Here is a 26737-nt window from a genome sequence, read left to right as displayed (position 1 = left end):
TTTTTATGCAGTGGGGTGAGATTTTAAAAGGCATTAAGTTTTGCCCAAGCCAGTGTAAGGATGCTGATACGGACGTCGACGCTTTTCAGCAGTGCCTCGGCACAGGCGGAGAGAGTGGCTCCGGTAGTCAACACATCGTCGACCAGCAGCAAGTGCTTGCCTGCCAGCCGGAGAGTTTCCGGAGTGGTTCGAAACAAGGTTTCTGTATTTATCCAACGCTCATAAACGGATTTATGCGTCTGTGTCTGGTTGTTGTGTACGCGGGAGATGACATGCGGGTACACCGGAATATCGGTCCGTGCCGATATGCCCTGCGCAAACTGTTCGCTTTGGTTATAACCGCGCTTGCGCAAACGCTTGGGATGTAAAGGAACGGGCACAAGTCCGTCAATGCCGTGAAAAAATCCCGATGGAAACAGCTCGTCGGCAAGCAGCATCCCCATCTGCCGGCAAATATCTTTCCGTCCATGATACTTCATGGCGTAAAGAATCTGTGCCACCCCGCCACCTTTAGTATATAAATACAGCGTAGAAGCGCGTTCGATCGGAATAATTCCCCAAAACATTTGTTCCATTTCATTTCCCGGCGTATTTCCCAAATGTACTTTCGGTAATCCTGCCATGCAACCGAGGCAGAGGGGATTTTCCACATGCAACAGTTTTGCTCCACATGCCGGGCACCAACGGGGAAAGAAAAAGTCGCGCAAATCAGAAACCGTAATCATCCGCATCGGGTTGTTTGATTTGGCGCATCACTTCCTCGGGCGTAAATCCTCTGCCTATGGCGAAACGAATCAGTTTTGTGTTCCGCTCGTACTCGGTATTTCCTTTTACCGATTTTGCTTTCTGCTTTAAAAGGCGTTTCAATATGTCCGTATATTCTTCTTCGTCTATCTCTTCCAGCCCGGCAGCTATTTCGTCGGTTGAAAGATGTTTCATCCGGAGTGCCTGCACGATTTTCATCCGCCCCCATTGGTTGAAGCGATATTTGTCTCTTACAAAAAAACGGCAGAAGCGGGTGGAATCCAGATAGCGTTCGTTAAACAGATGCGCCATGATGCGTGCCTGCACTTCTTCGTCGGCTCCCCACTGTTTCAGCTTGGCTTCCACGTCTGCGGGGCAACGCTCTGCCGCCGAGCAGAGGGCTTCTGCTTTCAGATTTAATTCTTTTTCGGTATATTCTTTCATCTTTTTATCGCTTTAATCATGCGGGCATTACCATACGAGTCTGAACGCACTTCTACTTGGCTATACCCTCCGTATTTCAGCATAGCGGCGGTTTCACTCCCGTATGCGCGATTTATCTCGAAAAACAATTTGCCTCCGGGTTTCAGCATTTGATTGCCGATGTGGGCAATGCGGCGGTAAAAACGCAGCGGGTCTGTGTCGGGCACAAACAATGCGGTTTCAGGTTCGTAATCTAATACGTTTCGCTCCATCTCCGCGCGTTCGCTTTCGGTGATATAGGGCGGATTGCTGACGATAATGTCAAATACGGAGGTGCCAGTCGGCTCGTTGAATACATCCATGCAGGAAAATGCGATGCGGACGTTGTTACGCAGAGCGTTTTCGCGCGCTACCGCCAATGCTTTTTCCGAGATGTCCCATGCCGAGACTTCGGCTTCAACCATACGTTCCGCCAACGTAATGGCTATACATCCGCTCCCTGTACCGATATCGAGCACGCGCAAGCCCGACTGCGGACAGTCGGACACAATCCAGTCTACCAACTCGGCCGTTTCCGGTCGCGGTATAAGTACATCGGAAGAAACTTTCAGCGTCAGCCCGCAAAACTCCGTTTTCCCTATTATATATTGTATAGGTTCAAAGCGAGCAAGCCGGACAAGAATATCGTTTAAACGGTTACGCTTTTCCATCGGAAAATCAGTATCTTTGCCGGCATAAAGTTCGAGCGTAGAAAAGCCGAATTCCTCTTCCAGTATCCATCGGGCAAGGGCAGACGCTTCTGTTTCGGCATACGAAGCGGCAATAAGTTTTTGCTTTATATAGATATAAAGGGGATTCATACATAAAAATAATAATGTACAAAAGTAAGCATAAAAACATATAACCTCATGACAACAGACGAAAAATATATCCGCAGATGCATACAACTGGCACAAAACGGGATGATAAACGCGGCTCCGAACCCGATGGTGGGAGCAGTTATCGTATATCGCGACAAGATTATCGGTGAGGGGTATCATGCCCGCTGCGGAGAGGCACACGCAGAGGTAAATGCCATTCGTTCGGTCAGCGATGAACAGCTGCTGAAAAAATCGACGCTTTATGTAAGCCTCGAACCTTGTTCGCACTACGGGAAAACGCCTCCGTGTGCCGACTTGATTATCAGCAAGGGGATTCCCCGTGTGGTGGTAGGGTGTATCGACCCTTTTTCACAAGTATCCGGTCGCGGAATCCAAAAATTGCGCAACGCCGGCATCGATGTGACGGTAGGCGTTTTAGAGGCGGAATGCCGGCGGCTGATTCGGCGTTTCATTACGTTTAACACCCAAAAACGTCCGTACATCACGCTGAAATGGGCACAATCTGCCGACGGGTTTATTGACACGATACGTGAAAACGGAAGTCCGGTAATTCTGTCTACACCGCTCAATTTGGCTTACGTACACAAGCAACGTGCCGAACATCAGGCCATTTTGGTAGGCAGACGAACGGCATTGCTCGACAATCCTTCGCTTACGGTCCGCCATTGGTACGGCAAAAACCCGCTTCGCTTGGTAATCGACCGCAATTTGTCATTGCCCCCGTCACTCCACCTGTTCGACGGCAGCAATCCTACCATCGTTTTCACTGAACAGCCGAAACCGATGGGCAAGAACGTTTCGTGCGTGGCATTAGATTTCCATAGTGACATCTTGCCTCAAATCATGGATAAACTTTTCCGGAACAACATACAGTCGTTGCTGGTAGAAGGAGGAGCTTCGCTCTCACAGTCATTCATCGATGCCGGACTGTGGGACGAGATTTATATCGAACATGCCCAAAGCGTTTTAGGGGACGGAGTAAAAGCGCCTCAAGTACCTGCCGGATATAAGGCTGAGTATGAGCTGCGTGATGGAGTTACGGTTTCTCATTATGTACGGTAAAACAGGCAGGAAATTTCCTGCCGAAATGCACCGAAAAACGCAACCGCAAGCGTGGAGTATTCCATGCGGATAAGTTCACCATTTCTATTCGGAAGGCTTGCCTGTCTTTCAGGTAGAATTTTCAGGCTCAAATCATGCCAAAACACGCCCTTTGCAGAGGGTCTGTTTGAATTTTCAAGAAAGGAAATTTCATCCATCCCTTTTGAGGAACCGAGGTTAAACATAATTTTAGAGTTTGTTTAAATTTTGCTCGGCTTTAGAAACTGTTTTGAATTTATCGTGCGATGATTTGGAATGAGTTTTTGAGGCATTTCCGATTGTGTGATGAGGAGGATAGCGGGCTATCTGACAAGTAAAAACGGGGAAACAGACCGGAAACAAACTCAAAGGGAAGCTGGTAAAAACAACTTATTGGAAAATTTAAACAGGCTCTTAACAAGCCCTAAGAAATAGTTTTTTCCGCTAAATTCGGGAAAAATAATCCTGTTTTGCAGATAAAAAAGCGATGTTTATCCATAATTTTATATAAAACTTCCATTAAAAGTATCATAACGAAAAAAAACTTTCTACTTTTGCAACTTGTAACAAAAGGACTGATTTGCAAATGAAAATAAAGTATCTGCCGCTGATAGCGGCTTTATTGATGACAACTCCCTCACTTGTATCATGTTTGGATAGCAATGAGGTGGTTATCGATTATACCTTAGAGAGTAGTATTACGAGCTTTGCCGTAGGAACATTACACATTGACCGCGTGGGGATAGACTCGGAAGGCAAAGACAGTGCTTTTGTTGATACGATAAGCTTTGCGGACTATCCGTTTACGATTGACCAGACAAGCCGTATCATCGAAAATAAAGACTCGTTGCCTGTGGGTACACACACCGACAAGGTTACCACTACCATAAGTTATGATGGCGGTTACGGCTTCTTGGCGTACGAGAAAAACGGTGAAGATACCGTGTGGACAAGTACAGACTCTATCGACTTTACGAATCCCGTAAAATTCAGGGTTTATACATACAGCGAAAACAGCGTGATAAAAGGATATCCGTATACGGTAAAAGTAAATGTACACCAATTAGACCCGGACACATTGGTTTGGAGGAATTTCTCACAGTCGTTCGATGGCGGAAACTTAACCGGCCAGCAGGCTTTATATGCCGACGGAAAGGTTTTTGTGATCGGAACACATAACGGAACAACACTCATGCAATATACCGATGTGAGTTCTTATACCCCTGACGGATGGAGTACAGTATCCGGCATCCCGTCGGATATAAAACCGAACTCTGCCGTAACGTGTGAAGGTTATATCTATTTCCTGACCACAGCTAACCAACTGTATCGCTTGAATCCTTCCGACATGAATATTGAAACAGTAACAACAGATATAACTGTTACACGCTTGTTGGCAGGAGCGACAGAAAGCTCAGGAGCTGTATTATATGCTTGTGCCGGAAATACCAACGGCAAGATAAATCTCGCCGACGGAACATGGAGTGAGGATACTCAATCAGTAACCTTCGAAGAAGGAGCAAACTTCTCATCAACCGTAGCGCTGTCATATAACGACCAGATACATCGCACTACATTGATGATAGACAACCAGACAGGAAACGATACGATTGTCCCGATTTATACGCGCCTGACAAACGAACCGTGGGTAAAAATCAATACCTCAAACCTGCCTGTACCCTATCTTGAAAATATTTCCATGATAACTTACGACGGCAAACTTTATGCATTCGGCGGTGCAAGCAAGGCTTCGGGTACTACCCTTACCGTTCCATTCCAATATTTCTATTCATCGGAGGATAACGGACTGACATGGGAACCGATGCTAACCAAAGTGGTATTCCCACAAGAAACGATTTATGCCGATGATACCGAAACAAACCTGATTACCGAATCGTTTGCTACTTATTATCAGAACTCTGAAAGTGAATATTCTTGCACCGTCAGTACGCCGGAACAAGAGCTGAATGCAGAAGGAGCCTTGAACCCCAGCTGCATTTGGGTGGTATGGAGAGACGGAAGCATGAGTCGCGGTTACATCAACCGTTTGAGCTTTAAGCCCAAACAATGGTAATAAAAGAAGGAAAGAGAACATGTGTGATAAAGAAATGATAGACATGAACCGCATTCCAGCCCACATAGCCATCATTATGGATGGTAACGGACGCTGGGCAAAGCAACGCGGTCACGCCCGTACGTTTGGTCATCAGGCGGGTGCCGAGACGGTGCATGTCATAGCTGAAGAATCTGCACGGTTAGGCGTAAAATTTCTTACGCTTTACACGTTCTCGACGGAGAATTGGAATCGTCCGGTAGACGAAGTAGCAGCATTGATGAGTTTGCTTATGGACTCCATCGAGGAAGAAACTTTTATGAAAAACAATATCAGCTTCCGTATCATCGGCGATACAGACAAACTGCCGGAAGACGTATTAAACCGCTTGAACCGGTGTATAGAACGTACGGCGGCCAATACGGGAATGTGTCTCACTCTTGCGTTGAGTTATTCCTCGAAATGGGAAATCACCGAAGCCGTGAAACTGATAGCTAAAGATGTGGCAGAAGGAAAATTAAAGCCACAAGATATAACTGACAAAACAATTGACAGCCATTTGGCAACCAACTATATGCCCGACCCGGACTTGTTAATCCGTACGGGTGGGGAAATACGCTTGAGCAATTACCTGCTTTGGCAGTGCGCTTATTCCGAGCTTTACTTCTGTGATACTTTTTGGCCCGATTTTAAAGAGGCTGAGTTACGTAAAGCCATTAGTGATTATCAAAAGAGAGAACGCCGATTCGGTAAAACCAGTGAACAAATATAAGTTAAGAAAAGAACAATGCGATACCGTTTTCCACTTATCCTGTTGATTATGGCCTGCTGCTTGTCCGTTTCGCGGATGGAAGCACAAGAGGCTTTAAACGATACTATTTATAATCCGACTATCCTATATAACGGAACGCCGAAGCAATACGAAATAGCCGACATCAAAGTAAGCGGTGTAAAGAACTATGAAGATTATGTCTTGATAGGTATTTCGGGCTTGGCGGTGGGACAAACCATTTCTATCCCCGGCGATGATATTACTGCCGCACTGAAGCGCTATTGGCGTCATGGTCTGTTCTCCGACGTTAAAATTATGGCGGATAAAATTATAGGAAACAAAATTTATCTCTCCATCCAGCTTACCCAGCGTCCGCGTATTACTGATATCGTAATTCACGGTGTGAAAAAGAGCGAACGCGAAGACCTACAGGCTAAGTTAGGAATGGCGAAGGGTACGCAAGTAACACCTAACTTGATAGACCGTGCGAAGATTCTTATCAAAAAGCACTTTGATGAGAAAGGCTTTAAGAATGCCGAAGTAAACATCATCGAGCGTGAAGACCCTGCCAACAAGGAACAGGTGTATGTTGATGTAAACATTGATAAGAAAGCGAAAGTGAAAGTTCATCAAATTACAATTGATGGCAACGCTGTTTTGACGGACAAGAAGTTAAAGCGCGTGATGAAGAAAACAAACGAAAAGGGTAAATTGATTAATTTATTCCGCCCGAAGAAGTTTATAGAAGAACGTTACGAAGAAGATAAACAGAAGATTATCGAAAAGTATAACGAATTGGGTTACCGCGACGCGCAGATTGTAGTAGACAGTGTTTCGCCATACGATGACAAGACGGTGAATGTTTACATGAAAATATACGAAGGACAGAAATATTATATCCGCGACATTACGTGGGTAGGTAATACGGTATATCCTTCGGATTGGCTGTCGCAGAAGTTGCGCATGAGCAAAGGTGATGTATATAACCAGAAGTTGATGAACGACCGTATCACCAACGATGAGGATGCTATCGGTAACGACTACTATAATCATGGTTATGTGTTCTACTCACTGAACCCTGTGGAAGTAAACATTGACGGCGACTCTATCGACTTGGAAATGCGTATTTACGAAGGTCCGCAGGCAAGCATAAGCCACGTGCGCATCAACGGTAACGACCGCTTATACGAAAACATCGTACGCCGTGAACTCCGTACGCGACCGGGCGACTTGTTCAGTAAAGAGGCGTTGGAACGTTCTTACCGTGAAATTGCCCAAATGGGACACTTCAATCCCGAAAATATCCAGCCCGATGTACAGCCGAACGTACAAGACGGTACGGTAGACATCAACTGGGGATTGGAATCGAAAGCGAATGACCAAGTGGAATTCTCTGCCGGATGGGGACAAACGGGTATCATCGGTAAACTGAGTTTGAAGTTTACCAACTTCTCGTTCGCCAACCTGTTCCGTAAGAATGACAACTACCGAGGCATCCTGCCGCAAGGCGACGGACAAACATTGACCATCAGCGGACAAACCAACGGACGTTACTATCAATCGTACAGCGTTTCGTTCCTTGACCCGTGGTTTGGCGGTAAGCGTCCGAACTCATTCTCGGTATCGGCTTTCTTCTCAAAACAGACCGACGTGAGCGACCAATACTATAACCAAGCATTCATGAATAACTATATGAATATTTATAATGGTTATGGAATGTATGGTTATAACAACTATTATAATTACGAATCTTACTACGACCCGGATAGCTATATCAAAATATTCGGTTTGTCTGTAGGTTGGGGTAAACGTTTGCGCTGGCCCGACGACTACTTTACGTTGTCTGCCGAGCTGTCATACCAGCGGTTTATCATGAAAGATTGGAGTTATCTGTACATCCGACTGAACAACGGTCAGTACATGAATACGGGTACAAGTAACTTGCTGAGCTTGAACCTGACGCTGGCACGTAACTCAACCGATAACCCGATATTCCCGCGTTATGGTTCCGACTTCTCACTGTCTTTGCAGATTACGCCGCCTTACTCATTGTTCAGTAACAAAGATTATGCTACTTACGGACAAAACAACTACGATGAGGCAGCCAGCATGTATAAGTGGATTGAGTACCATAAATGGAAATTCAGAATGAAGACCTATACGGCGCTGATGGATATTCAGAAATGTCCGGTTATCATGACCCGTACCGAGTTTGGTATCTTAGGACACTTCAACAGCCACAAGCGCTCTCCGTTCGAAACCTTCTATGTGGGAGGTGACGGTATGACCGGATACAGTTACAACTATGCTTCGGAAACCATTGCTCTGCGTGGTTACGAAAACGGTTCGTTAACCCAGTATGGAGGAGGAGAAGGATATGCTTACGTACGCTTGGGTGCAGAGTTGCGCTATCCGTTGATGCTTGAAAACTCCACCAGCATCTATGCCCTCGGTTTCGTAGAAGCAGGTAACGCATGGCACGATGTATCCGACTTCAACCCCTTCAAGCTGAAACGCTCAGCCGGCGTGGGTGTACGTATCTTCCTGCCTATGATCGGTATGATGGGTATCGACTGGGCATACGGTTTCGACAAGATAAAGGGTTCAATGCAATATAGCGGAAGCCAGTTCCACTTTATTATCGGACAAGAATTTTAAACTTGAAGAAGAATTAGGAAAGGATGGGCTGACAGGTAAACCCTGCCTTTCGTTCCTAATTCTTCTTTCTTAATTAAATACGATTATGAAAAAATTAATTCTTTCAGCCCTGATGTTTGTAACGTGTGTCGTTGCGGCTCAAGCACAGAAATTTGCGTTGGTAGATATGGAATATATTTTAAAGCAAATACCTGCATACGAGCAAGCCAACCAGCAAATGCAGTCGTTGTCTGAACAATGGCAAGACTTGATAGAAGCAAAAGCAAACGAAGCTAAAACGCTGTATGAAGATTATCAGAAAAATGCAAACTCATTGTCTGCCTCCCAGAAAACAGCAAAAGAAGAAGCAATCATAGCCAAAGAGAAAGAAGCTGCCGAACTGAGAAAACAATATTTCGGACCCGAAGGCGAAATGATGAAAAAGCAGCAAGAACTGATAACTCCGATACAAGACGCGATTTATAATGCCATCAAATCCATCGCTACCCAGAAAGGATATGATGCAGTTATCGACCGCGCATCGGCACAAAGCATGATTTTTGCTTCTCCACGCATTGATATCAGCAATGAAGTGCTCTCAAAATTAGGATATTCAAATTAATTTCATACATTTGCAAGTGGTTTTCAAAAAGCACTTGCCAGCTAAGCGAAAGCCTGAAAATCATTCGGTTCAGACAAGAAATAATTAAAAAAAACAAATAACTAAAAACAATAATTATGTTGAAGAAAATTGCCTTATTACTTTTACTGGTCGCTCCGATGAGCGTATTTGCACAAAAATTTGCACATTTCCGTTCTATGGATATTATTCAAGTAATGCCGGAGTTTGCTAAAGCGCAAACAGATATTGAAGCATTAAGAAAACAATACGAAGAAGAAATCAAACGCGCTTCGGATGAATTCAGCAAGAAGTTTGCCGAATATCAAAAAGAACAAAGCACGTTACCGCAAAACATTCAGGAACGCCGCCAGAAAGAACTCCAAGAGTTGAACGAAAAAGGTATGCAGTTCCAGCAACAAGCTCAACAAGAATTGCAGAATGCTTATACCAAAATGTTAGACCCGGTTTATGAAAAACTGGACAAGGCTATCAAAACGGTAGCTAAAGCAGGTGGCTATATCTATGCTTTCGACTTGACTCGTACCGACATCCCTTACGTTGACGAAGCTCAGTCAAAAGACATTACAAACGATATCAAAACGAACTTGGGAATCAGCTTGACGGCTACTCCGTATGTACCGGCTACTCCGTCAGCAGGCTCAACAACCGCTCCGGCTCAATAAATATCTTTATAACTGGTTCGGGCACAAATTACGCGAAACGTTACTGCCTTTCATTGCCAACAGGTAGGGTTTACGTAATTTGTGCCCGATTTTTTTTCATTGTTTCCTATGCTTCTCTCAGCCATCCCAACCGCAGGCCCCATCGGAGTATTTGATTCCGGTTACGGCGGACTTACCATTCTCAGCAAATTCCGCGAACTGCTCCCACAGTACGATTATCTTTACTTGGGAGATAACGCCCGCACTCCTTACGGTACACGTTCGTTCGAAGTGGTTTATGAATTCACACTCCAAGCCGTTCGCAGGTTATTCGAGTTGGGTTGCCCGCTGGTAATTCTTGCTTGCAATACCGCTTCGGCAAAAGCCTTACGCAGCATCCAACAAAATGACTTGCCTTATCTCGACCCTACCCGGCGTGTATTGGGGGTCATCCGACCCACGGTGGAGTGCATCGGCGAAATTACCCATACCCGCCACGTAGGTTTACTTGCCACATCGGGTACGGTCAAATCAGAGTCTTATCCTCTCGAAATCCGCAAATTATTCCCCGACATAAAGGTAACAGGAGTGGCGTGTCCGCTTTGGGTTCCACTTGTTGAAAACAACGAGGCCGACTCTGAAGGAGCCGATTATTTTGTACGCAAATACATTGATACGCTGTTATGCAAAGACCCGGAAATTGATACGATTATCTTGGGATGTACACATTATCCTTTGTTGTTAAATAAGATACGACAATTTACCCCGCCGCATATCCGCTTGGTGACACAAGGAGAATACGTCAGCAGAAGTTTAAAAGATTACCTCTTCCGCCATCCTGAAATGGATGAATGCTGTCTGAAAAATGCTCGTTGTGAGTTTCTTACAACCGAGTCAGTAGAGAAATTCCGCGAATCGGCTTCACTTTTTCTGCATCAGGACGTACACGTGCGCAGCATAACTTTAGAGTCCTTCTAAAATCTTGCCCCACCTCACTAAAAACGCTGAAAAAATTCTACCCATAGCGTAAGGCAGTCTTCCGAATAGAAACAGGTAATTCTTCCGCATGAAATAGGGAACGCTACCGTTAGCGTTCCGGCAGTGAAACGGCAGCAACGCCGGATGCAGGCTCACGCCTCGTTTTGTTCTCCGAGTTGCTCTTTAAAGACTTTCGGGCTGATACCGTACCGTTCTTTGAAAAGGCGGTAGAAAGTAGACAGACTGGGCAAAGCGCTTTGTATGGCGATTTCGTTGATAGGCCAGTCGGGATGTGTGCGGAATAAGTAAACCGAATAGTCCAAACGCAGGTTATTGAGGTATGCGTTAAGGTTCTTCCCCGTATATTTTTTCAGCAGCGCGGCAAACCGGTTGCGGTCTACTCCCATAAACTTGGCATAATCGTCTCTCGTCAACTGATAATAAAGGTATAATTTTTCTTCTTTCACCCGGTTGTTAAAAGCCACGAAAACCTCATAGTCATCCGGTTTTTCTGGGTCTGTTTCCGCTCCGGTCCGGGATGATTCGGTTTGCACCTCATCGGCAGAAGATGGCGTATTAACCACAGATACCGAAGATTTAGAAAAAGAGCCGAGTTGCTGCTTCTCGTTCAATTCCAAAATCATTTGCGTCATTTTCTTATTCCGGCGGCGCGTATCTTTCCACGACCAATAAAATCCGCCCAGCAACGCAATTAACAAAATAGAGATAATGATAAGTGCAGCAATCGTATGGTTACGAATAATAATCTTGTCTGTAGCCCGAATCAATTCATGCTTTTGCTTCATAGCCTGTGTGAGGTCAGCTAAATTAAAAAGCTGATTGCGCTCGTCGCTCACATGCAAGTTACTTTGCAGAGCATGTAAACGCTGCATAAGGGCATAAGCATTTTTATGCTCATTGAGTCCGTTGTATGCCTGCGCGCTTTGGTAAAGCGTCCGCATGAAAAGCAGATTCAGCGAATCTTCTTTTATCCTTTGGAAATACAGTTCGTTATGCAGCAGTATCGTACGATAATCTCCTATCCGCAACAGGTAATCGTTTATTTCGAGCTTACCAATCGGAGTACCGGAGAAGCGGGTTTCGTAGAACTTCTGGCAATATGTTTTGGCTGTATTGTACTTACCCAACTGATATGCCAGATAAGCCATTTTACTATACAGGAACCCTTCTTCCCGATCGACGATGCGCTCGTCGGCATTCGCTTCTTTAAGCCGGTGAATAATTTCAGTACGCCGTTCTCCCGCCTCCCAAGCCTCAGACAGTTTTTTATCTTTTATGTAATACATCATCAAGTATCCCAGCGAGTGTGAACACTGGAAGAGTGCCGGTGAGCCGGAAGCATCAGCAAGCATATCGACCGCTTTCCACAAGTATTCATAACTTTTGTTGATAACCCCCATTTGACGGTAGACGTTACCTTCTGCCGACAGCATGTCTGCTTGCAATGCAAGATCTTTCTGCCGCTGCGCAATATGCTTCCCCTTCGTGATAAATTGCACGGCGTCTCCCAAGCTATACGCCTGTATAGCAGATTCGGTCATTAACATATAAAGGCGGTTACAAGCAGCTGTATCACTCTGAAGCTCGTCTGCCTCTAAAGCACGCTTGGCACAACTCATCGCCATATAATACCTTGAAAGAGCATGATACGCATACGCCCGCAGACAGTCGATGCGGTAAACGGGCAGTGCCGAAGCAGATTCCAAACTATCTAACAAAGACAGGGTTGATTCAGGCCTTTCCTGAGCCTGCCCTTGCAGCGCTGCAAAAGAAGGAATGGATTTCTCTGCATGGAGGCAGAGTACAAAAAATACAGCGAAAAACGTACTGATAATTCTCATTTCGGTAGTCTGGATTAAGAGTTAAACCAAAAAGAGGGACACAAAGATATGCGTCCCTCCTTTTTTCACTATATTCACATAATAGTGTTTAGTCTTTCAGTTTTGCCTTAATGAAATCACGGTTCAAGCGAGCAATGTTGCTGATTGAAACGCATTTCGGACATTCTGCTTCACAAGCACGTGTATTGGTACAGTTACCAAATCCCAGCTCGTCCATCTTAGCAAGCATGGCTTTTGCACGGCGGAGAGCTTCCGGTTTACCTTGAGGCAACAGATTCAACTGGCTTACCTTAGCTGATACGAACAGCATAGCCGAACCGTTTTTACAAGCAGCTACACACGCTCCACAACCGATGCAAGAAGCAGCATCCATTGCTTCGTCTGCGATAGGCTTCGGAATCAGCAATGCGTTGGCATCTTGAGGAGCACCTGTGCGTACGCTGATGAAACCACCTGCCTGCATAATCTTATCGTAAGCTGAACGGTCTACCATCAAGTCTTTGATAACCGGGAATCCGGCAGAACGCCACGGTTCAACCGTAATAACATCACCGTCATTAAAACGACGCATGTAAATCTGACAAGTAGTAGCTCCGGTAGCCGGTCCGTGGGGATGTCCGTTGATATACAATGAACACATACCACAAATACCTTCACGACAGTCGTGGTCGAAAACAACCGGTTCTTTTCCTTCCTCAATCAACTGTTCGTTCAAAATATCCAACATTTCCAAGAATGAGGTATCACCCGGGATATCCTTCATTTGGAAAGTATCGAAATGACCTTTTTCCTTCGGTCCGTTCTGACGCCAAACTTTTAGCGTAAATGATATATTTTTATCCATTTTACTTAGTTCTTTAATAATTTAACTTCACTGATTAGCTCTTGTAGTTACGAGTCTGAACCTTAATTGCTTCGTAAACCAACGGTTCTTTATACAATACCGGAGCCTTATCGTCTGAGCCTTGATATTCCCAGCAAGATACATAGAAGTAATTTGCATCGTCACGTTTTGCTTCGCCTTCTTCTGTCTGGTATTCTTCACGGAAGTGGCCACCACAAGATTCGTTACGGTTCAAAGCATCGTAAGCAATCAATTCACCCATTGTAATGAAGTCGTTCAAACGGATTGCTTTATCCAGTTCTACATTCAAGCCTTCTTTTGAGCCCGGGATGAACAATTCGGTTTCGAATACCTTACGGATTTCTTTCAGCTTGGTAAGCGCTGTCTTCAATCCGGCTTCGGTACGTCCCATACCAACATATTCCCACATAATGTGACCCAATTCTTTGTGGATAGAGTCAACAGAACGTTTTCCTTTGATATTCATCAGGTGGTCAATCTTGTCTTGAACAGCCTTTTCTGCTTCTGCAAATTCAGGCAAGTCAGTTGAGAAGCGAGGTACAGTGATTTGGTCTGCCAAATAGTTCTGGATAGTATAAGGCAATACGAAATAACCGTCGGCAAGACCTTGCATCAATGCCGAAGCACCCAAACGGTTTGCACCGTGGTCAGAGAAGTTACATTCACCGATAGCGAACAGACCCTTGATAGAAGTCTGGAGTTCGTAGTCAACCCAGATACCACCCATTGTATAGTGGATAGCCGGATAAATCATCATCGGGTTGTAATATTTCACACCGTTGATTTCGTTAGCCAATTTGCCCGGATTAACGTCGGTGATTTCTTCATACATATCAAACAAGTTACCGTAACGCTGACGAACTACGTCGATACCCAAGCGTTCGATACTTTCAGAGAAGTCGAGGAATACAGCCAAGCCAGTGTTATTTACGCCGAAGCCGTGGTCGCAACGTTCTTTAGCTGCACGGCTGGCAACGTCACGCGGAACCAAGTTACCGAATGCCGGATAACGGCGTTCCAAGTAATAGTCGCGGTCTTCTTCCGGAATGTCGCTTCCTTTCTTCGTACCTGCCTGCAATGCCTTAGCATCTTCAATCTTCTTCGGAACCCAGATACGTCCGTCGTTACGCAAAGATTCAGACATCAATGTCAGTTTAGACTGCTTGTCGCCGTGAACCGGAATACAAGTCGGGTGAATCTGAACGTAAGCAGGGTTAGCAAACCAAGCACCCTTGCGGTAGCAAGACATGGCAGCCGTACAGTTACATGCCATTGCATTGGTTGAAAGGAAGTAAGTGTTTCCGTAACCACCGGTAGCGATAACTACGGCGTGAGCAGCGAAACGTTCCAATTTACCTGTTACCAAGTTTTTGGCGATGATACCGCGTGCGCGTCCGTCAATGATAACAAGTTCTTCCATTTCATAACGAGTATACAGCTTAACTGTTCCTTCGCCTACCTGACGGCTCAATGCCGAGTATGCGCCCAACAGCAACTGCTGTCCCGTTTGACCTTTAGCGTAGAACGTACGAGATACCTGCGCACCACCGAAAGAACGGTTAGCCAGCAAGCCGCCGTATTCGCGAGCGAAAGGAACACCCTGTGCCACGCACTGGTCGATAATATTGTTTGAAACTTCGGCAAGACGGTAAACGTTTGCTTCGCGGGCACGGTAGTCGCCACCCTTTACAGTATCGTAGAACAAACGGTAAACCGAGTCACCATCGTTTTGATAATTCTTTGCAGCATTGATACCACCCTGTGCAGCGATAGAGTGTGCACGGCGCGGAGAATCCTGAATACAGAAGTTAAATACGCGGAATCCCATTTCGCCCAGTGAAGCGGCAGCCGAAGCACCCGCCAAACCTGTACCTACCACGATGATATCCAAACGGCGTTTGTTAGCCGGGTTCACCAATTTCTGATGAGCTTTATAGTTAGTCCATTTTTCAGCTATCGGACCTTCAGGTATTTTAGAGTCGATTATCTTAGTCATAATTGTTTGTAGTTTTTAGCTTTTAAGTTTGTTCGTTGGTTTGGTTTTCAAGTAGGCTTGTCAATAAAAGCCTCGCGTTTAAAAACTCAAATACTCAAAAACTTATAAATTCTTTACGAAAAATACTACTGCCACCAGCATGAAACCTAATACGATGATGGTAGAGTAAATGTTAGAGATACATTTCCAGCGGTTAATCCAAATAGTATTGTTCCAACCAAGAGTTTGCATCGCACTCCAGAATCCGTGAGTCAGATGGAACCACAACGCGCACAACCAAACGATGTACAGTACGAAGAATACCGGATTAGAGAAGGTTTCCATAATGTAGCCGTAACCATCTGTTGCGCTCAAACCGCCCATCATGGGGTTACCGATTAATTCGGCAAACATCATGTTATACCAGAAATTAAATAAATGTAACGCCAATCCTAAGATTACGATAATACCCAGAGCCAGCATGTTCTGAGAAGCCCATTCTACCGTCTTAGGTTTAGCACTCACAGCGTAGCGCTCATTTCCGCGAGCTGCGCGGTTCATCATCGTCAGCCAGAAAGCATAGATAATGTGAATTACAAAAAGAGCAGCCAATGCCAGCGTACCCAACAAGGCATACCAGTTCGTTCCCAAAAATTCACAAACCATGTTATAACCTTCCGCCGAGAACAGCGCAACAAGGTTCATCGCCATGTGAAATGTCAGAAACAGGACAAGGGCGATACCTGTTACGCTCATCACCACTTTCCTTCCAATAGATGAATTACTTAACCACATAAATGATTGAATTTAAATTATTTAATTGTTAAAACTAAAATTTGCCTTCTTTAAATCCGATATTATGGGCAAAATTAGAAGTTTTCCATAGATAATACAAATGATTAAGGAAAAATTTCTGTAATGTGAATAAAACAGGCGTGATAAACGTGCTATATATAATAAATGTGTAAAAAAGGCGGTTTGTCTGCATTTTTTTAAAGCGGAAGTGCATCGAAAATTCATCCCATAGCGCAAGGCAAAACTAACGGATGGACTCACTGGTTCATCCGCATGGACGAGACGGTTCATGCGGATGAATTTTCGAAGGAACGGAAAAATGTTTCAGTAATAATTCCGGAATAAAGTAACAGGCTTATTCACATTCTGTTATCGAATCGGCTTCCAAGTCGATACGGAAATTAACACAAGGTTCTCCGTGGAGGAAATGTTCGAATATTTCCGCGATCTCCCGCAATCGGGTAACAACTTCCGAAGACATGTCCGACGTGCGCACGGCATCGAACAAACGCGCGTATGCGGCCAACCGTTCCGACGGGATATCCCGCAAAGCCAATCTGTCGGCGTAACGCAACCGGCAGAGGTCGACTATCAAATCGTAACCGTTCCACCCGGCAGCGGTTTTCGCTTCGGAGGGTTCTCCTGAAACGTATGCCAAGAGCTGTTCGCCGCTCATCACCGCAATGCTGTCTTTTACGATGGATGGGAAATCTTTGGGAATGAAGCGCGTACGGACCAAGTCACGGAACTGGACATCGCAAAAGGTCTGGTAATTAGCGGATTTCAGGGCTTCGGCGTTCCATATCGGCGTTTTTCCTCTCAGGAGGTCGGCTTCATGTTCTTTTTGGTAAAGACTGAAACAACGGTCGAAGCCCGGAACACTGTCTAACACCACGGTTTCCACCGCAAATTCTTGCCGACTCTCTGCCGTTACGATTTTATAGGCAGGTATGTAAGTAGCGATGGAGGGAACTTGTACGTTATACAGGTGACTTCCGTCTCTCCCTTCAAGCACCCCCGTATCGTTTACGTGCATGTGGCCTGCTATGTGGAAACGGATTCCCGCTTCAAGAAAAGCCTGTCCCACTTCCTCGGTCGGAACGCGCGGAAAGTCGAACTTCGTATTCCCCCACGCCTTGCCCATCTGTTCCGAAGCGCCGTCGTTAAAATCAACCAGCGGATAATGTGAAAAAGTAATCAGCGTTTTATTCAGGCGGCGTGCCTCCGATGCCACTTTCCGCACCCACGACAGCAGGAAAGGCTTATGCCGCAATACATTATTGTAGCCTACACTTGAGCCCTGATAGATTAGTTTTCCGTTTTTTACTGTTTTAGGCAAATACACTCCGGCGTCAATCGCCAGCAGCCAAATACCTTCCACCGGCTCTACCAAATAGCTGGCATCGGTTGCCGTCAGCGAATCACACAACACATAGTGTCTGTTCTCAAAACCACCTTCTCGCTTGGCTGTATCATACGCATAATTTTCGTAAACATACGAGGTAAAAGGACTCTCCCAATAAAGATATTCAGGCTGAGGATAAAATCCGAACCGAGAATAACATGCCATTTCCTGTTCGTAACCGGCACACCGGTTGGTCAATGTATTCCGGCTTCCGTCTGCTTTCAGGAAATCATGCCCCGCCTGTTCCATACCGAAAGGAAGTGCAGGGTCGTGGTTTCCGGTCGTTACAAAAAACTTCATTCCGTACCGCTTCGTGTAGTCGGTCAGTATCTGATTTATTTTCTCTTGGTTGATAAATTGTCCGTTATCGGTCAGGTCGCCCGGCAGCACCACCAATGAAATATTCCGTTGAGCAACATCGTTAAGCGCCGCAAGCAAAGCAAAATAATTTTCGTTGAACAGACGGGTAGACTGTACTTGCGCCTCCATAGAGCGGATGAGTTCGGGATAATCTTCTATGTTTTGGATATGCGCATCGGATATGAAAGCTATTTTTTGCGCAGAGGCGGCGAAAGAATCAAAAAGGAATAAACAGGCGAAAAGTAATAGGCGGATATTCATACAAATACGCTTGATTAAGAGGGTTATGCGGCAAATATATACAAAATTGGTTAAAAAAGCTCCCTAAACTGGCTAAAAAGAGTGTCCGTATTCTCCACAAAAAGAGCCGGACAGACAACAGAATAAAAAAATAGAAGCCGAAGCAGGCTTGTAATCATAGTAATTTGTACCTTTGCAGATAATCGAAAGCCGAAAGGCAGACTGTTACACGCAAATCAATAACTACACACATATAAACAACGCATGAAGATAGAAGACAAGCTGACCGAATCCGTCCTGAAGGGCGTGAAGGAACTGTATGGGGCAGATGTACCTGCCCGGACGGTACAGTTGCAAAAAACCAAGAAAGAGTTTGAGGGACACCTTACGCTGGTGGTGTTCCCGTTTCTGAAAGCATCGAAGAAAGCGCCCGAACAGACTGCGGCGGAGATTGGCGCGTATCTGGAGAGGAACGAACCGGCCATTGCAGCGTATAACGTGATTAAGGGGTTCTTGAACCTCACCATCGCATCCGCCGTGTGGGTGGATATGCTAAACCGCATCCATGCGGACAGCGCGTGGGGGATAAGGAAGCCCGAAGCGCAGGCCCCGCTGGTGATGATTGAGTATTCGTCGCCCAACACCAACAAGCCGCTACACCTGGGGCATGTGCGTAACAACCTGCTGGGATGCGCGCTGGCAAACATCATGGAGGCGAACGGATACAGGGTGGTGAAAACGAACATCGTAAACGACAGGGGAATACACATCTGCAAGTCGATGCTGGCGTGGCTGAAGTATGGCGGCGGTGAGACGCCGGAATCGTCGGGCAAGAAGGGTGACCACTTGGTGGGCGATTATTACGTGGCCTTCGACAAGCATTACAAGGCGGAGGTGGCCGGGCTGATGGAAAAGGGCATGAGCAAGGAGGAAGCCGAAGCGCAGGCACCGCTGATGCAGGAGGCGCGCGGGATGCTGCGCAAATGGGAGGCGGGCGACCCCGAGGTGCGCGCGCTATGGAGCAGGATGAACGGATGGGTGTATGCCGGGTTCGACGAGACGTACCGCATGATGGGGGTGAGTTTCGACAAGGTGTATTATGAATCGGACACGTATCTGGAAGGAAAGAAGAAGGTATTGGAAGGCTTGGAAAAGGGCTTGTTCTACCGCAAGGACGACGGCTCGGTGTGGGCCGACCTCACCGCCGAGGGGCTTGACCAGAAGTTGCTGCTCCGGGCCGACGGCACTTCGGTATATATGACGCAGGACATCGGCACAGCCGAGCAGCGTTTTGCCGATTATCCCATCGACAAGATGATTTACGTGGTGGGAAACGAGCAGAACTACCACTTCCAGGTATTGTCTATCCTGCTCGACAAGTTGGGTTTCGAGTGGGGGAAAGACTTGGTGCACTTCTCTTACGGGATGGTGGAGCTGCCCGAAGGCAAGATGAAGAGCCGCGAGGGTACGGTGGTGGATGCCGACGACCTGATGGAGGCGATGATCGACACGGCGAAGGAGACGAGCAGCGAACTGGGCAAGCTGGACGGCCTGACTCAGGCAGAGGCGGACGACATTGCCCGCATCGTGGGGCTGGGAGCGCTGAAGTATTTCATCCTGAAGGTGGACGCGCGCAAGAACATGACTTTCAACCCCAAAGAGTCGATCGACTTCAACGGGAACACGGGGCCTTTCATCCAGTACACGTATGCCCGGATCCGCTCTATCCTGCGCAAGGCGGGCGAAAGCGACATCGCCGTGCCGGAGGTTGTCCCCGCAGGTGTGGAACTGAGCACGAAGGAGGAAGGGCTGGTGCAGCTGCTGGCCGACTTCCCTGAGGTGGTGCGGCAGGCGGGCACGGATTATAACCCGTCTATCCTTGCCAACTATGCTTACGACTTGGTGAAGGAGTATAACCAGTTCTACCATGACTTCAGCATCTTGCGCGAGGAAAACGAGGCGCTGAAGGTGTTCCGCCTTGCGCTGAGCTGCAATGTGGGCAAGATTGTGAAGCTGGCCATGGGGCTGCTGGGCATCGAAGTGCCTGAGAGAATGTAAGATTCATTTATTTATGAAGGGTTAAAGGTTAAGGACGGGGACGGCTCCGCAGGGCTTGCTTCCGTTCTTAATCTTCGTTTTTTTCTTCGGAAAGGCTTATATGGGCAAACAGAAGTATTATGTGGTGTGGAAGGGGGTGAATCCGGGTGTCTACACGTCGTGGACGGACTGCCAGCTGCAGATAAAGAATTACAAGGGGGCGCTGTTCAAGTCGTTCGACACGCGCGAAGAGGCGGAACGGGCGCTGGAGATGCCGGCTCACCTCTACCTGTCCGGCGAAAAGAAGGGGGGCGGGAAACCGGTCACGGCGTTGCCCGAAGGCTTCGACATGAATTGTCTGGCGGTAGACGCGGCGTGCAGCGGGAATCCGGGGGCGATGGAATACCGTGGGGTATATTTGCTCACAGGGCAGGAAATATTCCGCTTCGGTCCGGTATACGGCACGAACAACGTCGGCGAGTTTCTTGCCATCGTCCATGCGCTGGCGCTGCTGAAGCAGAAACACTCGGCGATGCCCGTTTACTCAGACAGCCGCAACGCGCTGGCGTGGGTGAAGCAGAAGAAATGCAAGACGAAGCTCGAACGCACCGCCCGCACCGAAGCGCTTTTCGGATTGATAGAACGTGCCGAGAAGTGGCTGAAGGAAAACACTTACTCTACGCCATTGCTGAAATGGGAAACAGAACGGTGGGGGGAAATTCCGGCGGACTTCGGACGGAAGTGACAGAATCCACCGGCAGTCTTCCCATCCAGACATAGAAACACTTACTTTTACTACACTTATGAAAAAAAGAACAGCTTACTTGGCAGCCTTTTTTGCTGCAGTATTGGGCTATTTCCTTATCCAGAAACCATTGTTCATGCTCTATAACGGCTCGGTGGCAAAAGGCGTTCCGCTTGCCGATTACGGGAGGGTCATGCTCCACGGATTCACGCTCGATGCGGCCACGGCGGGCTATCTGACGGTCGTCCCGTGGCTGGCGATTCTGGCCAGCATCTGGTTTAAGCGGTTTCCGCTGCGGGCGGTTCTGGCAGGATATTATGCGGTTATCGCCTTGCTGGTTACAATCATATTCATAGGCGACATGTCGATTTATCCTTTTTGGGGGTTCAAGCTCGATGCTTCCGTCTTCCTGTATCTCGATTCTCCGAAGAATGTACTGGCAAGCGTGTCGGCAGGTTTCGTTATTTTCCGCCTCCTGTGCGTATTGGTACTCTCCATCTTGGCGGCATGGGGGCTTTACAGACTGACGCCTGCGGTACTTGCCGGAACCAAGCGCCGTGTGGCGGGCAGCGTGGGGTGGATACTGCTCGGCGGATTGCTGTTTATCGTGATCCGGGGAGGCGTGACCGAATCGACGTCAAACATCGGACAGGTGTATTTCTGCAACGATGAGTTTCTGAACCATTCGGCTGTGAATCCGGCATTCAGCCTGATAGCTTCGGCAAGCAAAACCGAGGATTACGCCAAAGAGTTTGATTTCTTCGACGAGGCGAAACGCCGCTCGCTTTTCAACGGGCTGTATCCTACGGGAGGGAAAACCGTTGTGGAGCTGCTGAACACCAAGCGCCCCAACATCCTGATTATCCTGATGGAAGGATACGGGGGCGTGTTCGTGGAACCGCTGGGCGGAGAGCCGGGAGTGAGTCCGAACATGGAACGCTTGGCGAAGGAAGGCGTGTTTTTCACGAATTGTTACGCCAACAGTTTCCGCACCGACCGGGGGACGGTTTGTACGTTTAGCGGATATCAGGGATTCCCTACCCTGTCGGTCATGAAGATTCCGGCAAAGAGCCGCACGCTTCCCTCCATTGCGGGGAAATTGGTGAAGGAAGGCTATGCCACCGATTTCTTATACGGCGGAGACATCAATTTCACCAACATGAAGAGTTATCTGCTGGGAAGTGGTTACCAACGCCTTACGGCAGATGTGGATTTCAGCATGAGCGAGCGCAAGAACCCGTGGGGAGTGAACGATGACATCACGTTCGAGTATCTGTATAACGAGATAAAGAAGCGTCCCGCAGACGGCCTTTGGCACACGGCTTTCCTTACGCTGAGCAGCCACGAGCCTTTTGATGTGCCCTATCACCGGCTGGACGACAAGATTCTGAATGCCTTTGCATTCACCGACGACTGCTTGGGGAAATTCATCGACAGGCTGAAACAACTTCCGCAATGGAAGAATTTGCTCGTCATCTGCCTGCCCGACCACGGATTCCACTACCCGCTCGACGAGCCGAACAACAGTCCGCGCGTTCATCACGTGCCGATGATTTGGTTAGGCGGAGCGGTGAAACAGCCGATGGTTGTCGACAAGCTGATGAACCAGACCGACATGGCAGCCACGCTGTTAGGACAGCTCGGCATCGACCACAGCGAATTTAACTTCAGCCGGAACGTTTTGGGCGAAGAATATGTCTACCCGTTCGCTTACTACACTTACAATAACGGCTTTGCTTTTTGCGACAGCACGGGAGTTACGCAGGTGGATAACAATTCGGGCAAAACGCTTGTAGACTCTCCTGCCCCAAACAGCCGGAGAATGGATTTGGGGAAAGCCATCCTGCAAAGTTCGTACGACGATTTAGGCAACAGATAGCAATAAAAAAAACCGGGAAAAGAGCCGGAAAATTTCTATTCGGAAAGAAGGACGACACTCCGAATAGAACCGGACGGTTCATCCGCTTGCGTCAAGCTGCACTAACGGTAGCGTTTTTCAGCCCTGCACCGACGAAAAAGCCGGACTGTTTCAACAACAGCCCGGCCCTCATCAAACATCCAATAAAAAATCAGAGGTCGTTTCGCGCTTATCTTATGAATAACAGTTCCCGATATTTAGGAAGCGTCCACATGCGGTCGTCTACGATGAGTTCCAGCTTGTCGATGTGGTAACGTATCTCCTCCAGCATGGGCGCTATCGTGTCGTGGTAAGCGATGGCCTTTTCGCGCTCGGAGGCTATCTTGTTTGCCACCTTGCGGGCTTCCACCATTGCGTCCACGTGTTCTTTTATGTAAGTGGCATGTTCGGCTATCTTGCGGATGATTGCCATGTTCTCGGCAGAAAGCGTGCGGGCTTCCTCTTCCGCAAAGACGGATTTCATCTTATACACGTTATCGATCAGCTTCGTCTGATATTCGGTAGCCACGGGGACGATGTGGTTCATCACCAAGTCGCCCAACACGCGCGCCTCTATCTGGATCTTCTTCGTGTAAGTTTCCCACTTCACTTCGTTGCGGGCTTCCAGCTCCTTCTGCGTCATTACCCCGGTCGACTCGAACATGCGGATGCTTTCCGGCGTAAGGTAGCGGTCGAAGATGAGCGGACAACTCGTCTCGCAGTCCAGTCCGCGGCGTGCAGCCTCTGCCTTCCATTCTTCGCTGTAACCGTTCCCGTCGAAGCGGATGGGCTTACACTCCTTGATGTACTTACGGATTACTTGGATGATAGCCGATATCTTGGGCTCACCCTTTTCCACCAGTCCGTCTACCTCTTTCTTGAATTCCACGAGCTGTTCCGCCACCGCCGCGTTCAGGGCTATCATCGCACTGGCGCAGTTTGCCTCCGAGCCCACCGCACGGAACTCGAAGCGGTTGCCGGTAAAGGCGAAGGGCGAGGTGCGGTTACGGTCGGTGTTGTCGATCAGCAATTCGGGAATCTGCGGAATGTCCAGCTTCATGCCGTGTTTTCCTCCCAGCGAGACCAGCTCGTCAGTAGAACTTTCCTCCATGTGGTCGAGCACCTTGCTCAACTGTTTTCCCAAGAACGAAGAGATGATGGCGGGAGGCGCTTCGTTCGCCCCCAAGCGGTGTGCGTTGGTAGCGCTCATGATAGACGCTTTCAGCAAGCCGTTATGACGGTAAACCGCCATCAGCGTGTTGACCACGAACGTGATGAAACGCAGGTTCTCCTCTGCCGTTTTTCCCGGAGCCATCAGCAGCACGCCCGTATCCGTCCCCAGCGACCAGTTGTTGTGTTTGCCCGAACCGTTCACGCCCTTGAACGGCTTCTCGTGCAGCAACACGCGGAAACCGTGCGTGCGTGCCACCTTGCGCATGAGCGACATGAGCAGCATGTTATGGTCGACGGCAAGGTTACACTCCTCGAATATCGGCGCCAGCTCGAACTGGTTCGGCGCCACCTCGTTATGGCGCGTCTTCACCGGGATGCCCAGCTCAAGCGCCTGTATCTCCAAGTCTTTCATGAAAGCCGCCACGCGGGTGGGGATGGCGCCGAAGTAATGGTCTTCCAGCTGCTGGTTCTTCGAAGCCTCGTGTCCCATCAGCGTACGCCCCGTCAGCAGCAAGTCGGGACGCGCCGCATACAGTCCGGCATCGACAAGGAAATACTCCTGTTCCCATCCCAAGTACGCCATCACCTTCTTCACCTCCGGGTCGAAGTAATGGCAAACCTCCACCGCCGCCTTGTTTACCGCGCTCAGCGCCTTGAGCAGCGGCGCCTTGTAATCCAGCGATTCGCCCGTATAGGCTATGAACACCGTGGGGATGCAGAGCGTGTCGTCTACCACGAACACGGGCGACGAGGGGTCCCACGCGCTGTATCCGCGTGCCTCGAACGTGTTCCGTATCCCGCCGTTGGGGAAAGAAGAAGCATCAGGCTCCTGCTGCACCAGCAGCTTCCCTGAAAACTCTTCCAACATGCCCCCCTTGCCGTCATGCTCTATAAAGGCATCGTGCTTTTCCGCCGTGCCTTCCGTCAGGGGCTGGAACCAGTGCGTATAGTGGGTCACGCCCAGCTCCATCGCCCAGCGCTTCATGCCCTCCGCCACTTGGTCGGCCACCTCGCGGTCGAGCGCCGCGCCGTTGTCCATCGCGTCTGCCAGCCGTGCATAAACCGGCGCAGGCAGGTATTTGAACATTTTTTCGCGGTTGAACACATACTTGCCGAAATACTCGGCCGGACGCTCCGACGGAACGGCTATCTCCAAAGGCTTTGCCCGGAATGCCTTTTCCACCATATTAAATCTTAACTCTGACATAAATACCTCTCTTTTTAGTTGATTTTACCGTATTTGTTTGATATTATACACTTTCCTAATGGTTGTAAGCCGACTCCCCGTGTTCGTAAATGTCGAGCCCTTCTTCTTCCACACGCCTGTCTACGCGGACGCCCACCAGACGGTCGACCACCTTGAAGAGGATGAAAGTCATCACCCCGCTGAACGCCACCGAAACCACCGTGGCGGCCACCTGTACCCATAACTGGTGCCAGTCGCCATACAGCGCGCCCTGCACGCCGCCTTCGCCCGTTATCGCCTGCGTGGCAAACACTCCCGTAAGTACCGACCCCACGATGCCCCCTATGCCGTGCACGCCGAAAGCGTCGAGCGTGTCATCATACTTGAAGCGCGGCTTGATGACCGCCACCATGTAGAAACACACGATGGGTGTGATCAGCCCGATGAAGAACGCGCCGAGGAGGTCCGCCGTGCCCGCCGCCGGCGTAATGGCCACCAGCCCCGACACCGCGCCCGTACATGCCCCGATGGTGGTGGGCTTCCGGTTGTGAATCCAGTCGACCGCCATCCACGTCAGCGCCGCCACACACGTGGCCACATGCGTCACAAGGAAAGCGTTGGCGGCTATGCCGTCGGCCTGCAGCCCGCTTCCGGCATTGAAGCCGAACCACCCCAGCCACAAGAACGCCGTGCCCATGAACACGAAGGTGATGTTATGCGGCGACATGGGCTGCCCCGGCCTGTAACCGCTCCGCCGGCCCGCCATGACCGCCATCACCAGCGCCGATATGCCGGCATTGATATGCACCACCGTGCCCCCGGCAAAGTCGATGGCGCCCATCTGCTGCAGGAATCCTCCGCCCCACACCCAGTGCGCCATCGGCATATACACCAGCACGCTCCACAGCACGGTAAACAAGAGGAACCCCGCGAACTTCACACGTTCGGCAAAAGCCCCCAGTATGAGCGCCGGCGTGATGACGGCAAACATGCACTGGAACAATACGAAAACCAGTTCGGGGATGCGCCCCGCCGAGAGCGTGGAGGGCGTTATGCCGCGCAGCATCACCTTGTCGAACCCTCCTGCCAGCCATCCCCAGCCGCTCCCGCTGTCCGTCAGGCTTGTCCCGAACACCAAGCTGTAGCCGAAAGCCACCCATAAGATGCTCACCACCCCTACTATCACCACACACTGCATGATGACGCTCAACACGTTTTTCTGGCGCACCAGCCCCCCGTAGAACAGGGCGATGCCCGGAATCGTCATTAACAGTACCAGAATCGTCGAAACAATCATCCATGCGGTGTTTCCTGTATCAAGAATTGTGTTTGTGTCCATAATTTT

At 48.6% G+C, this 26737-nt stretch carries 20 protein-coding genes and 1 pseudogene; 10 read left to right on the top strand and 11 right to left on the bottom strand.

Features of this window, described 5'->3' with window-relative positions:
• Positions 1-23: 23 nt before the first annotated feature.
• Genes H9626_RS12990 through prmC form a run of 3 tightly spaced genes read right to left on the bottom strand, consistent with a single transcriptional unit; the run spans position 24 to position 2027 of the window.
• The gene (locus H9626_RS12990) at positions 24-731 is read right to left on the bottom strand and encodes a ComF family protein (protein ID WP_306666768.1); all 708 of its coding nucleotides are present in this window, start codon (positions 729-731) and stop codon (positions 24-26) included.
• Complete coding sequence (locus H9626_RS12985; RefSeq protein WP_191710755.1) at positions 709-1188, bottom strand: regulatory protein RecX; 480 nt, start codon at positions 1186-1188, stop codon at positions 709-711. The genes H9626_RS12990 and H9626_RS12985 overlap by 23 nt, the downstream gene beginning before the upstream one ends.
• Positions 1185-2027 carry a peptide chain release factor N(5)-glutamine methyltransferase gene (gene prmC, locus H9626_RS12980; protein WP_191710754.1) on the bottom strand — a complete coding sequence of 281 codons (843 nt, stop codon included), beginning with the start codon at positions 2025-2027 and terminating at the stop codon, positions 1185-1187. Before prmC ends, H9626_RS12985 begins: the two co-directional genes overlap by 4 nt.
• Positions 2028-2075: 48 nt before the next feature.
• Between prmC and ribD the strand changes: the two genes are divergently transcribed.
• The gene (gene ribD, locus H9626_RS12975) at positions 2076-3110 is read left to right on the top strand and encodes a bifunctional diaminohydroxyphosphoribosylaminopyrimidine deaminase/5-amino-6-(5-phosphoribosylamino)uracil reductase RibD (RefSeq protein WP_191710753.1); all 1035 of its coding nucleotides are present in this window, start codon (positions 2076-2078) and stop codon (positions 3108-3110) included.
• On the opposite strand, the gene H9626_RS12970 is transcribed toward ribD, so the two are convergent.
• Positions 3098-3307, bottom strand: coding sequence for a hypothetical protein (locus H9626_RS12970; protein WP_225230997.1), 210 nt, complete (start codon positions 3305-3307; stop codon positions 3098-3100). The two genes, ribD and H9626_RS12970, sit on opposite strands and share 13 nt — an antisense overlap.
• Before the next feature lie 407 nt (positions 3308-3714).
• Here H9626_RS12970 and H9626_RS12965 point away from each other — a divergent pair, with 407 nt between their 5' ends.
• The 6 genes and pseudogenes from H9626_RS12965 to murI all read left to right on the top strand — a co-directional run bounded on the left by H9626_RS12965 (position 3715) and on the right by murI (position 10852).
• Positions 3715-5202 carry a DUF6242 domain-containing protein gene (locus H9626_RS12965; protein WP_191710751.1) on the top strand — a complete coding sequence of 496 codons (1488 nt, stop codon included), beginning with the start codon at positions 3715-3717 and terminating at the stop codon, positions 5200-5202.
• Positions 5203-5215: 13 nt separating this feature from the next.
• Positions 5216-5953 (top strand): annotated as a pseudogene (locus tag H9626_RS12960) (isoprenyl transferase); the annotation flags it as partial.
• A 15-nt stretch (positions 5954-5968) separates the two neighbouring features.
• Positions 5969-8611 carry a BamA/OMP85 family outer membrane protein gene (locus H9626_RS12955; protein ID WP_191710749.1) on the top strand — a complete coding sequence of 881 codons (2643 nt, stop codon included), beginning with the start codon at positions 5969-5971 and terminating at the stop codon, positions 8609-8611.
• 85 nt (positions 8612-8696) lie between these two features.
• A complete protein-coding gene (locus tag H9626_RS12950) occupies positions 8697-9212 on the top strand; it encodes an OmpH/Skp family outer membrane protein (protein ID WP_178257230.1) in 516 nt (171 codons plus the stop codon).
• A 116-nt stretch (positions 9213-9328) separates the two neighbouring features.
• Positions 9329-9895 carry an OmpH/Skp family outer membrane protein gene (locus H9626_RS12945; protein WP_178257229.1) on the top strand — a complete coding sequence of 189 codons (567 nt, stop codon included), beginning with the start codon at positions 9329-9331 and terminating at the stop codon, positions 9893-9895.
• 108 nt (positions 9896-10003) lie between these two features.
• Positions 10004-10852 (top strand): glutamate racemase, encoded by an 849-nt coding sequence (murI, locus tag H9626_RS12940; protein ID WP_191710748.1) that lies wholly within the window; start codon positions 10004-10006, stop codon positions 10850-10852.
• 152 nt (positions 10853-11004) lie between these two features.
• Here the strand turns inward: murI and H9626_RS12935 are convergent, their stop codons facing one another.
• The 5 genes from H9626_RS12935 to H9626_RS12915 form a co-directional block, all read right to left on the bottom strand.
• On the bottom strand, positions 11005-12714 hold the full coding sequence (locus H9626_RS12935) for a helix-turn-helix transcriptional regulator (RefSeq protein WP_191710747.1): 1710 nt from the start codon (positions 12712-12714) through the stop codon (positions 11005-11007).
• Between the two features lie 88 nt (positions 12715-12802).
• On the bottom strand, positions 12803-13558 hold the full coding sequence (locus H9626_RS12930; RefSeq protein WP_178257203.1) for a succinate dehydrogenase/fumarate reductase iron-sulfur subunit: 756 nt from the start codon (positions 13556-13558) through the stop codon (positions 12803-12805).
• A gap of 34 nt (positions 13559-13592) precedes the next feature.
• Positions 13593-15575: a fumarate reductase/succinate dehydrogenase flavoprotein subunit gene (locus H9626_RS12925; RefSeq protein ID WP_178257202.1), complete on the bottom strand. Its 1983-nt coding sequence runs from the start codon at positions 15573-15575 to the stop codon at positions 13593-13595.
• 102 nt (positions 15576-15677) lie between these two features.
• Positions 15678-16349 (bottom strand): succinate dehydrogenase/fumarate reductase cytochrome b subunit, encoded by a 672-nt coding sequence (locus H9626_RS12920; RefSeq protein WP_191710746.1) that lies wholly within the window; start codon positions 16347-16349, stop codon positions 15678-15680.
• Positions 16350-16704: 355 nt separating this feature from the next.
• Entirely contained in the window at positions 16705-18375 is a 1671-nt protein-coding gene (locus tag H9626_RS12915) for a metallophosphoesterase (protein WP_191710745.1), read from the bottom strand.
• 243 nt (positions 18376-18618) lie between these two features.
• On the opposite strand from H9626_RS12915, the gene argS reads away from it, so the two are divergent.
• The 3 genes from argS to H9626_RS12900 all read left to right on the top strand — a co-directional run bounded on the left by argS (position 18619) and on the right by H9626_RS12900 (position 23015).
• A complete protein-coding gene (gene argS, locus H9626_RS12910) occupies positions 18619-20412 on the top strand; it encodes an arginine--tRNA ligase (protein ID WP_191710744.1) in 1794 nt (597 codons plus the stop codon).
• A gap of 100 nt (positions 20413-20512) precedes the next feature.
• Positions 20513-21136: a ribonuclease H1 domain-containing protein gene (locus tag H9626_RS12905; protein WP_178257500.1), complete on the top strand. Its 624-nt coding sequence runs from the start codon at positions 20513-20515 to the stop codon at positions 21134-21136.
• Between the two features lie 58 nt (positions 21137-21194).
• A complete protein-coding gene (locus tag H9626_RS12900) occupies positions 21195-23015 on the top strand; it encodes an LTA synthase family protein (RefSeq protein WP_191710743.1) in 1821 nt (606 codons plus the stop codon).
• A gap of 208 nt (positions 23016-23223) precedes the next feature.
• On the opposite strand, the gene H9626_RS12895 is transcribed toward H9626_RS12900, so the two are convergent.
• Both H9626_RS12895 and H9626_RS12890 read right to left on the bottom strand, forming a co-directional pair.
• Positions 23224-25413 carry a glutamine synthetase III family protein gene (locus H9626_RS12895; RefSeq protein ID WP_191710742.1) on the bottom strand — a complete coding sequence of 730 codons (2190 nt, stop codon included), beginning with the start codon at positions 25411-25413 and terminating at the stop codon, positions 23224-23226.
• Positions 25414-25468: 55 nt separating this feature from the next.
• Positions 25469-26731: an ammonium transporter gene (locus H9626_RS12890; protein ID WP_191710741.1), complete on the bottom strand. Its 1263-nt coding sequence runs from the start codon at positions 26729-26731 to the stop codon at positions 25469-25471.
• Positions 26732-26737 lie beyond the last annotated feature (6 nt).

It is taken from the genome of Phocaeicola faecium, assembly GCF_014837055.1.
In the GTDB taxonomy this organism is placed as follows: Bacteria; Bacteroidota; Bacteroidia; order Bacteroidales; family Bacteroidaceae; genus Phocaeicola; species Phocaeicola gallinarum.
This window is presented reverse-complemented; position numbering and strand designations above follow the sequence as displayed.